The organism is Nocardia sp. GTS18, from assembly GCF_013839555.1.
Classification (GTDB): domain Bacteria; phylum Actinomycetota; class Actinomycetes; order Mycobacteriales; family Mycobacteriaceae; genus Nocardia; species Nocardia rosealba.
In genome coordinates this window covers 135,790-149,236 of the sequence record NZ_JACBIU010000008.1, presented here as the reverse complement: position 1 = coordinate 149,236, position 13,447 = coordinate 135,790, and the positions used below count along the sequence as shown (strand labels likewise).

General features: G+C 68.3%; 12 protein-coding genes. 3 read left to right on the top strand and 9 right to left on the bottom strand.

Annotation, left to right across the window (positions count from 1 at the left end; translation table 11 throughout):
* Positions 1 to 36: 36 nt before the first annotated feature.
* The 5 genes from HYG95_RS11150 to HYG95_RS11130 form a co-directional block, all read right to left on the bottom strand.
* Positions 37 to 1,176, bottom strand: a complete 1,140-nt coding sequence (locus tag HYG95_RS11150; RefSeq protein ID WP_181697897.1) for an MFS transporter — start codon at positions 1,174 to 1,176, stop codon at positions 37 to 39.
* Positions 1,177 to 1,325: 149 nt separating this feature from the next.
* Positions 1,326 to 1,790 carry a DUF5130 domain-containing protein gene (locus tag HYG95_RS11145; protein WP_067486151.1) on the bottom strand — a complete coding sequence of 155 codons (465 nt, stop codon included), beginning with the start codon at positions 1,788 to 1,790 and terminating at the stop codon, positions 1,326 to 1,328.
* A complete protein-coding gene (locus HYG95_RS11140) occupies positions 1,777 to 2,055 on the bottom strand; it encodes a hypothetical protein (protein ID WP_067486150.1) in 279 nt (92 codons plus the stop codon). The genes HYG95_RS11145 and HYG95_RS11140 overlap by 14 nt, the downstream gene beginning before the upstream one ends.
* Before the next feature lie 61 nt (positions 2,056 to 2,116).
* Positions 2,117 to 3,718, bottom strand: coding sequence for a glycoside hydrolase family 13 protein (locus tag HYG95_RS11135; protein WP_370465754.1), 1,602 nt, complete (start codon positions 3,716 to 3,718; stop codon positions 2,117 to 2,119).
* Positions 3,719 to 3,893: 175 nt separating this feature from the next.
* Complete coding sequence (locus tag HYG95_RS11130; RefSeq protein ID WP_067486149.1) at positions 3,894 to 4,307, bottom strand: globin; 414 nt, start codon at positions 4,305 to 4,307, stop codon at positions 3,894 to 3,896.
* 152 nt (positions 4,308 to 4,459) lie between these two features.
* Here HYG95_RS11130 and HYG95_RS11125 point away from each other — a divergent pair, with 152 nt between their 5' ends.
* The gene (locus HYG95_RS11125) at positions 4,460 to 5,173 is read left to right on the top strand and encodes an HNH endonuclease (protein WP_225280980.1); all 714 of its coding nucleotides are present in this window, start codon (positions 4,460 to 4,462) and stop codon (positions 5,171 to 5,173) included.
* On the opposite strand, the gene HYG95_RS11120 is transcribed toward HYG95_RS11125, so the two are convergent.
* Complete coding sequence (locus HYG95_RS11120) at positions 5,174 to 5,743, bottom strand: helix-turn-helix domain-containing protein (protein ID WP_067486951.1); 570 nt, start codon at positions 5,741 to 5,743, stop codon at positions 5,174 to 5,176.
* 65 nt (positions 5,744 to 5,808) lie between these two features.
* Here HYG95_RS11120 and HYG95_RS25150 point away from each other — a divergent pair, with 65 nt between their 5' ends.
* Together HYG95_RS25150 and HYG95_RS11110 are read left to right on the top strand one after the other, a co-directional pair.
* Positions 5,809 to 6,810 (top strand): AzlC family ABC transporter permease, encoded by a 1,002-nt coding sequence (locus HYG95_RS25150; protein ID WP_181697896.1) that lies wholly within the window; start codon positions 5,809 to 5,811, stop codon positions 6,808 to 6,810.
* A complete protein-coding gene (locus tag HYG95_RS11110) occupies positions 6,807 to 7,127 on the top strand; it encodes an AzlD domain-containing protein (RefSeq protein ID WP_181697895.1) in 321 nt (106 codons plus the stop codon). The genes HYG95_RS25150 and HYG95_RS11110 overlap by 4 nt, the downstream gene beginning before the upstream one ends.
* Before the next feature lie 237 nt (positions 7,128 to 7,364).
* Here HYG95_RS11110 and HYG95_RS11105 read toward each other — a convergent pair whose 3' ends face one another.
* The 3 genes from HYG95_RS11105 to HYG95_RS11095 are packed head-to-tail and all read right to left on the bottom strand — an operon-like array spanning position 7,365 to position 13,394.
* Positions 7,365 to 8,036: a hypothetical protein gene (locus HYG95_RS11105; RefSeq protein WP_181697894.1), complete on the bottom strand. Its 672-nt coding sequence runs from the start codon at positions 8,034 to 8,036 to the stop codon at positions 7,365 to 7,367.
* A gap of 4 nt (positions 8,037 to 8,040) precedes the next feature.
* Entirely contained in the window at positions 8,041 to 8,466 is a 426-nt protein-coding gene (locus HYG95_RS11100; protein WP_067486948.1) for a thioesterase family protein, read from the bottom strand.
* A gap of 41 nt (positions 8,467 to 8,507) precedes the next feature.
* The gene (locus tag HYG95_RS11095) at positions 8,508 to 13,394 is read right to left on the bottom strand and encodes an NAD-glutamate dehydrogenase (protein ID WP_181697893.1); all 4,887 of its coding nucleotides are present in this window, start codon (positions 13,392 to 13,394) and stop codon (positions 8,508 to 8,510) included.
* Between the last annotated feature and the right edge of the window lie 53 nt (positions 13,395 to 13,447).

Below are 13,447 nucleotides of genomic sequence, written 5' to 3'. Positions count from 1 at the left end.
GATGGATCTCTCTTTCTCGGTGGGTATTTCGGAGGTTCAGACGGTGACCGGTTCGCGACGGCGTACCGGTGCGACGAGGACAGCGGCGGCAACGGTGAACACCACGGTGAGCGCGAAATAGCCGCGGTAGCTGTCGGTGAGCCCGTGGATAACGGCGGCGACACCCAGCCCGGCGGCGGCCGACAGCTGATGAATCACCCAGGCGGGAGCCAGGGTTCGGCCCATGCGCGCCGGATCGAGTCCACGCGACACGATGGCCATGGTGAGCGGGATGACCGGGAATGAGGCGATGCCGAACAGCACCGCGACCAGCACCAGCGAGCCCGGCACGAACACCGCGAGTAGCAGCGCGGCGAGTCGCACCATGAACAGGATCCGCAGCAGGTCTTCGGGTCGGTGACGGCGCAACAGCGGAACCAGCGCGGCGGAGGTCAGCCCGGCCGCGAGCGCCGCGACGGCGACCAGCCTGCCCGCCCCGGTGACCGACCACCCCAGTTCCACCGCGTGCTTGGGCAGCATCAGCACGACCACGTACAGGGTGGCGGAGTGTAATCCGAACGCCACCAACATCTTCCACCGATCGACAAGCGACTCCCCCGCACCGGCCACACCGGTGGCACGCTGATCGTCGGGCAGCAGCCGCCACAGCACGGCCGTGACGGCCAGGCCGACGGCGCCGAGCAGGGCGAAGGTGGCGCGCACACCGATCGGCTCGAACAACGCGGTCGCCGCCCACGGAGTGACGAGTTGACCCAGATTGATGCCGATCGCCGCCCGCGCCATGGCAGGTCCCGCCTGCGCGCCGTGCGCCCGCCCGAGCAGCGTGGTGACCGTGAGCGTGGACGCCGAGGCGAACCCGAGCCCGCCGAGCACCATGTACGCGGCGACGAACTGCCAGGTCTGGGTGACCACGGCCAGCACGAGATAGCTGCCCGAGATCAGGCCGAGCCCGCCGATCAGCACCCGCTTGGGCCCGAGCCGATCGAGCAGCCGCCCGATCCCCTGCTGCGCCACCCCGGTGACCGCCGTCCCCAACGCGGCCGCCACGGCCAGTGCCGTCGCCGACACCCCGTACGACGCGGCAGTCGGAGCGAAGAACACCCCCATCGTGAAGTTCAGCCCGAACGACACGGTCATCGCCGCCAGTCCCGCCCAGGCAAGATTCTCTCGCCGCATGCCCGCCACTTCCTAACCTATGAAAGTTGTTTCACTGGTTAGAAGTCGACAGCCGTCAGGTTGATTCCCGATGCGCAGAAATTTCCCCCCGAAACACGAACGGCGCGTTCACCTCTGAAGGTGAACGCGCCGGTGCGCGGAGAAAGGGACTAGCGGCCGATAGCGGCGGCCATCACCCGGACAGCCGAGATCAACCCGTCGATCAGGTTGCCCTGACGGAAGGAAGCCAAGGCGGCGGTGACGCCGAGCTGGCAGATGCGGTCGTTGGCGCGCTCGGCCACGGCGGCACCCGAACGGACCTCAACGGCACCCTGGTTGGGCGAGACCGCGATGAGCACCGAGTCGGCGGACTCGGGGGTGTTCGGCAGCAGCGCGTCGGCGCCCGCGGCCGGGTCGGCACCCAGGTCGCCGAGGTAGATGTTGAAGCGCACCTTCGTGGCGCGGGTGGCGTCGGTGAGCGCGTTGTCGAGGGCGACCCGCTCACGATCGGTGAACGGCACCTCGTCGAACACCGTGCCGGGCTCGTGCACACCGGAGACGCGGCCACTGCTGGTCAGCGCGTACCCGTGCGGCAGGTCGGCTTCGACAACCGCGGGCCAATTAGAACTTGCCACTTGCCCGGCCTCCGATCAGCTCCGCGTGCGCGGGTTCGAGAACCGCATGGCTGCCATGCGGTTCGGCGTGGTGGTGACCGGACGCAGCGGTCACCTCGTCGGTAGCGCTCCACAGCACCGGCGGGTGGGTCCACTTCTGCCCGAGCTCGAAGTGGGCCGGCTTCTCACCGGGCAGTGGCTTACCGAGATAGGACAAACCCGCGATCGCGAAGTAGATCGCGGCCGGGATGCCGACGAAGATCAGCACTGTCTCGAGAATGCTCACGAGTGAAACGTTAGACGATGCTGTGTAGTAGTTCATCCTCCGGTCGTCGGAAACGCGCGTGTCAGACCAACCAGGCCGCCGCGTTCGCGGGCAGGCGGTCGTCGGCGACCGGAGCGCTGGACAGCAGCAACTCCCCCGGCGGCAGCTGAATCGGCCCGTCGGAGGCGTTGAGCACGCACACCAGCCCACCCGGCCTGCGGAACGCCAGACACCCCGCGGGACTGCCGTACCAGTCGATCTTCTCGCCCGCGAATTCCGGCCGGGTACCGCGCAGATCGATCGCCAGGCGGTACAGCGACAACGTGGAGTGCAGGGTTTCCAGCTGGGCTTCGACGGTGCGGTCGGCCCACTCGGCGGGCATCGGCAGCCACGGCGCACCCGTGGTGAAACCGAACGGCGGCGTACTGCCCTCCCACGGAATCGGCACCCGGCACCCGTCGCGACCACGCTCGGTGTGACCCGAGCGTTCCCACACCGGATCCTGCAGCGCTTCCTCGGGCAGATCGTCGACATTGGGCAGCCCGAGCTCGGCGCCGTTGTAGACGAATACCGCACCCGGCAGCGCCAATTCGACCATCATCATCGCCCGCGCCCGCGCCACCCCGGTTTTGCCGCCGCCGTAACGGGTGACCTCGCGTTCGATGTCGTGGTTGGACAGGGTCCAGGTGGGTGGGGCGCCGACCGCGCTCACCGCCTCGAGCGAATGGGTGATGGCGGTGCGCACGTCCTCGGCGGTGAAGGCCGCCTCGGCCAGCCGGAAGTTGAACGCCAGATGCAGTTCGTCGGGGCGCACGTACTCGCCGAAGCGCACGTTGTCGTCGACCCACACCTCACCGATCGACACCGCGTGCGGATAGTCGTCGAGCACGGTGCGGATGCGGCGGTGGATGGCGTGCACGCCGGGGTTGTTGAAGCGGGGATCGTCGTCGTCGTGCACCAGCATCTTGGTGTCGACTTGTGCCATGTCGGGCAGGCCCTCCGGCTTGGCCATGCCGTGGGCCACGTCGAGACGGAAACCGTCGACCCCGCGATCGAGCCAGAACCGCAGCGTCTTCTCGAAATCCGCGGCGACGTCGGGGTTGTCCCAGTTCAGGTCGGGTTGTTCGCGGGCGAAGATGTGCAGGTACCACTGACCGGGGGTGCCGTCGGGTTCGGTGATCCTGGTCCAGGCCGGGCCGCCGAAGATGCTCGGCCAGTTGTTGGGCGGCTCGGCGCCGTCTTCGCCGCGACCGTCGCGGAAGATGTAGCGGGCCCGTTCGGGACTGCCCGGTGCGGCTTCGAGCGCGGCCGCGAACCACGGATGCTCGGTGCTGGTGTGGTTGGGCACCAGATCCATGGTGACCTTGATCTCCCGATCGTGGGCCTCGGCGATGAGTTCGTCGAGGGCCTCGAGGCCACCGAAGAGCGGGTCGATGTCGCGGGGATCGGACACGTCGTAGCCGCCGTCGGCCTGCGGTGAGCGTATCACCGGACAGATCCACAGCGCGTCGACACCCAATAGCTCGAGGTAGCCCATCTTTTCGCGCACACCGCCGAGGTCACCGACCCCGTCACCATCGGAGTCGGCGAACGAACGCGGATAGACCTGATAGAACACGGCGGTTTTCCACCACGGAGCGGTGCTGTTGTCCCCCGGCACCGGCGAGGCAGGTGTCTGTGTCACAACCGCAATATTGCCAAAGAACGCCCACAATATTCATGCGGCGCGAGACTTTCTTCGAATCCGGCAAATCGCCAGCGTTCGCCACGCCGGACGGAAACATCGCGGTAAACCGGGGCGCAGGTCCGAAATCGTGCCGCTACCTGGACGTCACCAGCGAATCCCGGGCGTCCCGGGCTCAGTGCGGAGCGTTCTGCAACGAGGCCGCTGCCATCTGGAAGTAGTCCAGCATCGCCTTGCGGTGCTCGGCGTCCAGGATCGACGGTTCGATCTCGTCGACGGCGATCCGCATGCAGCGCAACCACGCGTCCCGCTCGAGCGCCCCGATGACGAACGGATGATGACGCATCCGCAGCCGGGGGTGGCCGCGCTCGTCGGAGTAGGTGCGCGGCCCGCCCCAGTACTGTTCGAGGAACATCCGCAACCTGCGTTCGGCCGGCCCCAGATCCTCCTCCGGATACAGCGGGCGCAGGATCTCGTCGGCAGCGACCTCGCGATAGAACACCGACACGATGCGGCGGAAGGTCTCCGCGCCACCCACCGCGTCGTAGAACGAGGTCGTTGTCTGCTCACCTGAAGTCACGCGCTCCATTGTGCCCCGAGCGCGTGCCGGGCCTTCAATCACAGTTCACCCGAAAGTTTGAAAAATAACCGTGCAATACGGGCTCAACCGTGGTCAACTGGGGGACAGTATCGGCCCCAGATACCACATGATCCTGCCAATCATGAAATTGAGGTCACACAATGAAGCAGCGGCCAAGCGCCAGGTCACACGAGGCGCGCGCGCACCGACAACTCCAGCCCGCCGACGTCCACAATCGTGGCTCGGGGGCTATTCCGCTGCACATCTTGTCCGATCACCATCCGGGCGCACACGGTCTGCACGACCTGCCGCATCGCCCCGCGCCACTGCATCTCGCCGGCGATCACGACGCCGCCGCCTGGCGTAAACGCCGGGTGCTGCTTCTCAACGCCACCTACGAACCACTCACCGCACTGTCCGCTCGCCGCGCTGTCGTTCTGCTGATCTGCGCGAAGGCCGACGCGGTCCACGACGATCCCGCCGCCCCGGTCCTGCATTCGGCGGGCGCGACGGTTGCCATTCCCTCCGTTATCCGGCTGCGCACCTATGTGCGCGTCCCCTACCGTGCCCGGGTGCCGATGACCCGGGCGGCACTCATGCACCGCGACCGCTACCGCTGCGGCTACTGCGGCGGCAAAGCCGAAACCATCGACCACGTCATCCCGCGCAGTCGCGGCGGGGAGCACTCGTGGGAGAACTGCGTGGCCAGCTGCGCGCCGTGCAACCACCGCAAAGCCGACAAGATGCTGACCGAGCTGGGCTGGACGCTGCGTCATCCGCTGGTCTCGCCCAAGGGCCCGCACTGGCGGTTGCTGTCGACTACCGCCGACCTCGACCCGCTCTGGCTGCAGTACCTGGGCGAAGGGGCCGCCTGATCAGGCGCTCTCGATGACCATCGTGGCCCACGTGCCCGGCTCGAGAGCCTCGAAGACGTGCGGGAGATCACCCAGGTAGCGGATGTAGTCACCTGGGCGCATCTCCACGGGCTCGTCGGCGGGACCGACGATGGCATGACCGGCCGCGAGGACCACGTGCTCGACCACACCGGGCGTGTGCGGTTCCGAGCGACGAATTTGACCGGGTTCGGCCGCGATCCGGTACACATCGCAGCGCGTGTGTGATTGGCCTGCCGCGAGCAGCGTGACGCGATAATCCGCGTCGGCCGAGGGCACCTGCGAACCCTCGTCGGCGCGGATCACCTGCACGTTCGGGCGCGGCGGATCGAGCAGTCGCGAGAACGGCATCTCCAGGGCGACACACAGCGCCCACAGGGTTTCCAAGCTGGGATTACCGGTGCCCGATTCCAGTTGCGACAGTGTGGACTTCGCCACACCCGCGCGGCTGGCGACCTCGGTGAGCGACAGGCCGGCGCGGGCGCGTTCTCGTCGCAGGGCCGCCGCGATCACCGCTTGGGGTGGTCCGGCGACCGGGTCCTGCCGGTCCATCAACGCCTCCTCCGGAGCTGTTTCCGCGTTGACTTTACCGACCCGCAGCGTTCACTATGAAAAACATGCGTTCGATATGGCGAACACTCGATCGGCGGACCACCGCCGCCGTGGCCGCGGCCTGCCTGGCCGTCGGCCTCTTCGGCGTCTCCTACGGCGCCTCGACCATCGCTGCCGGGTTCCCGGTGTGGATGCCGATCGTCGCCGCGGTGACGGTGCTGGCCGGCGGCTCGGAACTGCTGTTCTTCGGGATCGTCGCGGCCGGTGGGAGCCCGCTCGCCGCCGTCGTCGCCGGGTTGCTGCTCAACGCCAGGCACCTGCCGTACGGGTTGGCGGCCCCCGATGTGTTCGGACACGGCTGGCGGCGGCTGCTCGGGATCCACGTTCTCAACGACGAGTCGGTGGCCTTCGCGACCGCGCCCGGTGCTCGGGAACGCAAGCGTGCGGCGTATTGGGCCTGCGGAATCGGAGTCGCCCTGTGCTGGCCGCTCGGTGCGACCCTCGGCGCCGCCCTCGGCTCTCTCGTCCCCGACACCTCAGCCCTCGGCCTCGACGCGGTGTTCCCGGTCATCCTGCTGGCGCTCCTGTTGCCTGCGCTGCGTGACCGCGCGACGCTGCGCCCGGTACTGGCCGGGGCCGGGCTGGCAGTCGCGATTGCGCCATTCGTGCCGGCCGGGTTGCCGGTGTTGATCGCGCTGATCGGGTTGGTGCTGGCGTCCCGGCCTGCGAAGCCATCGGATTCCTCAGCGGCACAACCGGAGAGCGTCGGCGGAGTCGGCCATGCGGAAGTCGACGCGGCGGGGGCAACACCACAGCGCGTTCCGAAGGCCGGCTATGCGGAAGCCGATGCACCGGACACCACAACCTCGGCGACACCACAAGGTGTCCGATCGGCTCGCCATGCGAACGTCGGCGCTCGGGGCGACCGAGGCATGGTTTCAGCGGTGGACGATGGTTGCGTAGCAGGCGTCGACGCGGCGGGTGCCGGCGTGCAGCCAGGCGTGTGGGTCGCCGCCGACGCGGAATGCTGCCCAGCTGCGGCATTCTCGCGCGGGGGTGCGACGTGAACGCGCCCTACCTGGTGCCCGCGATGATGGCGCTGGCGGTCGGCACCTATGCGTTGCGGTGGGCGGGGCCGGCGTTGCGGGATCGAATCCGGTTGTCGGCGCGCACTATTGCGCTGCTCGACACCGGGGCGTTGATTCTGCTGGCCGCGCTGGTGGCGACGGCGACGTTGCCGACGGGCACCGGGAAACTCGGCGTCGCCTTGCCCGCCGGGGTGGCGGTCGGCGGTGTGCTCGCCTGGCGACGGGCACCCTTACTCGTCACGGTGATCGCCGCAGCCGCCACGACCGCACTGCTTCGGCTCGTCGGCGTGCATTGAGCCGAGCCCCACCCGCGCCGCGCGATCGGCCGAGGGGCGTAGCGCCGGCCGATGGCAAGGTGCCGGCCTGTGGCAGAGTGCCGCCCGGTGGCGTAGCGCGGCCCAATGGCGTAGCGCGGCCCGGCGGCAAAGTACCGACCGGTCGCACTACGCGGCCCGATCACATCGCATGGCGCTCGGGTCGAATTCGGCACCTGCGTGCCTGCCGGTTGGCGTCGGGCGCTGCTGCGTGTGAGTTCAGCTGGGCGACAAGGGGATTCCGCCACCCAGGCGGCGAGCGACGGAACCGTAGCGGGCGTCGAGGCGTAGCCAGGTGCGGGTGGTGCGGACGCGGACCAGTTCGGTGGGCTGGATGCGTCGCGCTTCGGCCTTCTCCCCTGCGTGTGGGATGAAATCCATGGCCGTGAGGGCGAAGACGACGCGCATGGGCACCTGCACCTTGAGGTCGTCGGCGCCGGTCACCGTGAGCACCGACTGATCTAGCAGCGAGGCGGGCGGACCGTGGGCGCCGCCGTGTTCGCGGGCCAGATCGGCGCCACGTTCGGCCAATTCGACCAGGGCGCGGGCGGGGACGTCATCGACGTGGGCGAAGCCGTCCATCGGGGGCAACGCACCGCGCCATGCCGAGTCCATCGAGTAGCCGAGGTCCACCGGGTGTCCGGTGCGCAACCCCGCCAGCACGGTATCGGCGCCGACCGTCACATCGTCGACGCCGAGTTCGGCGGTGATGGTGCGCACCGCCAGTGTCTCGAAACCCGTTGCCACCCAGGCGGAGACGAGACTCGAGCCGCGGCGGCGCAACCGCACCACCGCCGCCTGGTCCAAGCGCAACGCCCGTGACAGGAAGGTGGCCAGGTTCTCGCGTTCGGCCGGGTCGGGCGTATGCAGCACTCGCTGTTCGGAACTCACGAAATCAGGCCCGCCACAGCGCCAGGTAGTCGCGTTCGGTGTCGGTGAGCCTGCGCAGTCGCTGGGTATCGATGTCGAACGCCGCGAGCTGGGTGGTCGCGGTGACCGCGGGCGGCGAATCCGGTGCGGCGCCGCTGGCCCGCACCTCGTAGCCGACGGTGAAGTCGACGGCGCGCAACTGCTTGATCCACATGGCGATATCGAGCGGGGTGTCCTCGTGGCGCAGTTGTCCCCGGTACTTCACGTGCAAATCGACGAGCACACAACCCTGCCTACCCATCGACGCGGTCGGCTTGTCGTCGTCGAACAGCCACGGAATCCTGGCCTCCTCCAGCAGCGTCACCATGCGGGCATGGTTGACGTGCTGGAACACGTCCATATCCGACCAGCGGATCTCGACCTTCGCGTGGAAACGCTGCGGCAGAACCAGCTGCGCTTCGGGCGCGGCGGTGCTGCCGTTCGGCGAACTCGTCACCGTGGTACCTCCGATTGGGCGCCCACCCCGCTCACCATGCTCCGCACCTGTCGCGCGGCGACCGACAGTGTGGCGAGGTCGTGGGTCCCGGACTCGAACAGTTCCGACAGGGCAGCGCGCGCACGACCCAGCCGGGACTGGTTCTTCGACTCCCAGTATGCAATTTTCTCGTCGGGCGTCTCCTCCGGGTCGCCCGCCGACAGCACATCGAGGGTCAGCGAGCGCAGCGAACCGTACATGTCGTCACGCAGCGCGAGCCTGGCCAGCGCGTGCCAGCGGTCGCCGCGCTCGAGGTGGCTCACCGCCTCGAGCAGCCAATCGATCTTGAGGTGCTCGTTGAGCGCGTAGTACAGCGCACCGACTTCGGCGCCGTCGCGGTCGGTGATGTCGGCGATGTCGACCACATCGAGCAGCGGGAAGAGCCCGAGCAGTCCGAATACTTCGGTGGCCAGTTCGGTCGGGGCGCCACGGGCGATGAGTTCGGCCGCGCCCTGGGTGAGCGAGGTGACGTGGTGCCCGCGCAACCAGCCGGGCACCTGCGGCGCCAGCTCCTGCACCCGCCGGTGGTAACGGTTGATCTCCGCGCCCACGGCGACGGGCTGCGGACGGTTGCTCAGCAACCAGCGCGAGGCCCGGTCGAGGGTGCGCTTGGATTCCAGCTCGAGCAGGTCGCAGACCGAGGCAGGGGCGTCGGCGCTGCGGATCCGCGACCACACATCGTGCAGCTGGAAGATCGCGGTAGCCGCGGCGAACGCGCGAACCGTGTCGGACGTGGTCGCACCGACCTCTTCGTTGAGCCGGTGGGCGTAGGTGATTCCGCCGTAGTCGACCACCTCGTTGACGAGCATCGTGGTGACGATCTCGCGGCGCAACCGGTGCTTCTTGATCTCGGCACCGAACCGTTCGCGCAGTGGCGTGGGGAAATACAGCGGCAGCCTGCCCGCGAACGCGGCGCTGTCGGGCAGGTCCGTGTCGAGCAGGTCGGCCTTGAGGCCGAGCTTCACGTGGGCCAGCAGGTTCGCCAGCTCGGGCGAGGTGAGACCGACGCCTTCCGCCTCCCGCTGTTGCAACTCGGTTTCCGACGGCAGCGCCTCGAGCTCACGATCCAGACCACGCCGCTGTTCGAGATCGGAGATCACCCGCGCGTGCACGCTGGCCATCTGTGCCGCGTCGGTGCGGGCGATACCGATCAGGAAGTTCTGATCCACGTTGTCCTGCAACACCATTCGCGCGACCTCGTCGGTCATCGAGGCGAGCAGCGGGTTGCGGTCCTGCGGTGCGAGCGCGCCCGCGCTCACCACGCCGTCGAGCAACACCTTGATATTGACCTCGTGGTCGGAGCAATCGACGCCCGCCGAGTTGTCCAGGGCATCGGTGTTCATCTTGCCGCCCGCGCGGCAGAACTCGATGCGCCCGAGCGCGGTGGCGCCGAGGTTGCCGCCCTCGCCGATCACCTTGACGCGCAACTGGTTTCCGTTCACCCGGACCGCGTCGTTGGACTTGTCGCCCACCTCGGCATTGGTCTCGGTACCGGCCTTCACATACGTGCCGATACCGCCGTTCCACAGCAACTGCACGGGCGCGAGCAGGATGGCACGCACCAGTTCGGGCGGCGACAGTGCCTGCACCGCGTCGGGCAGGCCGAGCGCCGCCCTGGCCTGCGGCGAGATCGGCACCGATTTCACGGTGCGCTCGAACACGCCGCCGCCCGAGCTGATGAGGCTGCGGTCGTAGTCGGCCCACGACGAACGCGGCAGTGCGAACAGCCGCTCCCGTTCGGCGTAGGACGTGGCCGCGTCGGGGTTCGGGTCGAGGAAGATGTGGCGGTGGTCGAAGGCCGCGACCAGCCGGATGTGGCGCGAGAGCAGCATGCCGTTGCCGAACACGTCGCCGCTCATGTCGCCGACGCCGACCACGGTGAAGTCCTGGCTCTGGGTGTCGATGCCCATCTCCCGGAAGTGGCGTTTCACCGACTCCCACGCGCCCTTGGCGGTGATGCCCATGGCCTTGTGGTCGTAGCCTGCCGACCCGCCGGAGGCGAAGGCGTCGCCGAGCCAGAAGCCGTATCGCTTGGCGACATCGTTGGCGATGTCGGAGAAGCTCGCCGTGCCCTTGTCGGCGGCCACCACGAGGTAGGTGTCGTCGCCGTCGCGGCGGACCACCCGCTCGGGCGGCAGCACCGCACCCGTGGCCAGGTCGACATTGTCGGTGACGTCGAGCAAGCCGGAGATGAAGGTGCGGTAGCAGTCGATGCCCTCGGCGATGCTCGCCTGACGGTCGGCGGCCGGGTCGCCGGTGGCGGCGGGCGGCCGCTTCACCACGAACCCGCCCTTGGCACCGACCGGCACGATCACCGCGTTCTTGACCGCCTGGGCCTTCACCAGACCCAGGATCTCGGTGCGGAAGTCCTCGAGGCGGTCCGACCAGCGCAGACCGCCACGCGCCACCGAACCGAAGCGCAGGTGCACACCCTCGACCCGCGGCGAGTACACGAAGATCTCGAACTGTGGTCGTGGCTTTGGCAGTTCGGCGATTTCTCGCGGCTCGACCTTCAGCGACAGGTAGCCGCGCGGTGCGCCGTCGGCGTCGACGACGTAGTTGTTGGTGCGCAGGGTCGCCTTGATGAGACCGAGGATGGCACGCAGGATGCGGTCGGCATCCATGCTGACCACCTCGTCGATGCCGGCGCGCACGCGCGTTTCCAGTTCGGCGGCGTGCTCGGCCGAGACGGTGTCTGGATCGAATCGCGCGGCGAACAGGGCGACGAAGTCGCGCGCCACCTCCGGATGCGCGAGCAGGACGCGGGCGATATTGACCTGGCTGTAGGGAAAACCCGCCTGCTGCAGGTACTTCGCGTAGGCGCGCAGGATGGCGACCGAGCGCCAGGGCAGGCCTGCCCGCAGCACGAGTTCGTTGAGACCGTCAGCTTCGGCACGGTCGTACCAGACTGCCTCGAACGCCTCGGTGAAGCGGGCGCGCAGGCCGTCGGCCTGGCCCGGGTGTTCGAGCAATTCCGCGTCGAGATCGCCGCCGAGGGCGTTGCGCAGCAGTTCGGGACGGGCCTGCAAGCCGAAATCGTAGATCCAGCGTTCGGTTCCGTCATCGAGTTCGAGCTGGTAGGGCCGCTCGTCCACGACCTCCACGCCAAGGCTCTGCAGCACCGGAAGCACCTGACTCAACGACACACCACGCCCGGCGATGTAGAGACTGAACCGCCACGAACCGGGTTCGGCCTCGGACCGGCGGTACAGGTGCTGATCGATGCCACCTTCGGACAGTTGCTCGAGGCGCGCGATGTCGGCCAGGGCGCGGGCAGGCGCGAAGTCTTCCTTGTAGCTCTCCGGCAGCGCCTTCGAATAACGCGAGACCACGGCGGGATCGAGCACCGTCGACGACGCGACCTCGTCACCGATCCGGTCGTCCCAGGAGTGGCTCGCCGCGTTCAGCAGCGACTGCAGGCGGCGCCGGTTCTCCTCGGAGGTGTCGGGGCCGTCCTGACCGGCGGCCTCGGGCGGCAGCATCACCGTGAAATACACACTGGCGAGCTCGCTTTCGCTCACCCGGGCCGAGTAGTCGATGTCGACGCCGCCGAGTTCGCGCACCAGGATGGACTGCATTTCCAGCCGCACCGCGGTGGTGTAGCGGTCGCGCGGCAGGTACACCATGCAGGCGACGAACCGGCCGTAGGTGTCGCAGCGCAGGAACAGCCGTACCTGCCTGCGCAAACCGACGCCGAGGACGGCGACGGCGGTGCGCCGCATGGTGGCGGTGTCGGCGGAGAACAATTCGGTACGCGGGAACGACTCGATCACCTCGAGCATCGCCTGCCCGGAGAACGAGTCCTTGTCGAAGCCCGCAGCCTCGATGGCTGTACGTACGCGGCGATTGATGACAGGAATGTCGAGCACGTTCTCGTGCACGGCGCTCACGGTGAACACACCGATGAACAGGTGCACACCGACCACGGCGCCCGCGTCGTCGACATCGGCGACCCCGATGAAGTACGGGTACACCGAGCGGTGCACGGTCGCGCGGACCAAGCCCTGCGTGAGCATCAGCAGCGGGCGGTCACCGCCGTTGATCGGCACCTGGAAGTCGGTGCCGATATCGGGGCGAAGCACACCGAGGCTGGTGCCCGGAACCCGCGCGGGGACGGTGTGGCCGTTCTCGGTGGTGCGCTGGTAGCGCGTGTAGCCGAGCAGGGTGAAGTTGCCGTCGGCCAGCCAGCGCAGCAGCTGGGCGCAGTCGGCGAGATCGACCGAGGGGAAGGGCGCGGTGCCCGCCGCGGCGGTCCGATCGAGACGATCGGCGAGCGAACTCTGCGCCTCGACCATCGCCTCGGTGTCGTCGATCACCTGACGCACGTCGGCGAGCACCTCGGGCAGGGTGCGTTCGATCTCGTCGAGCTGGGCCTGCTCGGTCGACGGGTGCAACTGCAGATGCATCCACGACTCGGCCAGCCCCTCGGCGCCGTTGCCGTCCACCTCGTGTGGTGCCGCGCCGACGAGCGTGCCGTCGGCGTTGCGAGTGACCTCGAAGATCGGGTGGATCAGCTCGCTCACACTCACCTGCATGCGGCCCAGCGCCGCCGTGATCGACTCGACCAGCAGCGGCATATCGTCGGTCACCACCTGCACGGCGGCTCCCATGCCCGACCCGTCGTCGGGATGATGCACCTCCACCAGGGCCTTACCCGGTTGACGGCGGGCGGCGAGTTCCATGTGGTGGCGGAAGATCTGGGTGATCCCGGTGATCGGAAAATCCACGTCCCCCGCGTCGACGTGTCGGAAATACGCCTCCTCGAGTGTCGCGAGATCGTCGCGCAAACTCGGTGGCATTCCCGCCGCCCAGCCCGCACTCGACATTTCCGACGAGACCGTCATCTTTCGCCTGCTCCCATGTTTCGGTTGGCTTCGATTCCGTAAAGTCCGGTGAC

What these genes read in the sequence shown, in the direction of transcription:
- HYG95_RS11150 (WP_181697897.1), bottom strand. Translation starts at nt 1,176, where the DNA reads ATGCGGCGAGAGAATCTTGCCTGGGCGGGACTGGCGGCGATGACCGTG.
- HYG95_RS11130 (WP_067486149.1), bottom strand. Translation starts at nt 4,307, where the DNA reads ATGGAGCGCGTGACTTCAGGTGAGCAGACAACGACCTCGTTCTACGAC.
- HYG95_RS11125 (WP_225280980.1), top strand. Translation starts at nt 4,460, where the DNA reads ATGAAGCAGCGGCCAAGCGCCAGGTCACACGAGGCGCGCGCGCACCGA.
- HYG95_RS11120 (WP_067486951.1), bottom strand. Translation starts at nt 5,743, where the DNA reads ATGGACCGGCAGGACCCGGTCGCCGGACCACCCCAAGCGGTGATCGCG.
- HYG95_RS25150 (WP_181697896.1), top strand. Translation starts at nt 5,809, where the DNA reads ATGCGTTCGATATGGCGAACACTCGATCGGCGGACCACCGCCGCCGTG.
- HYG95_RS11095 (WP_181697893.1), bottom strand. Translation starts at nt 13,394, where the DNA reads ATGACGGTCTCGTCGGAAATGTCGAGTGCGGGCTGGGCGGCGGGAATG.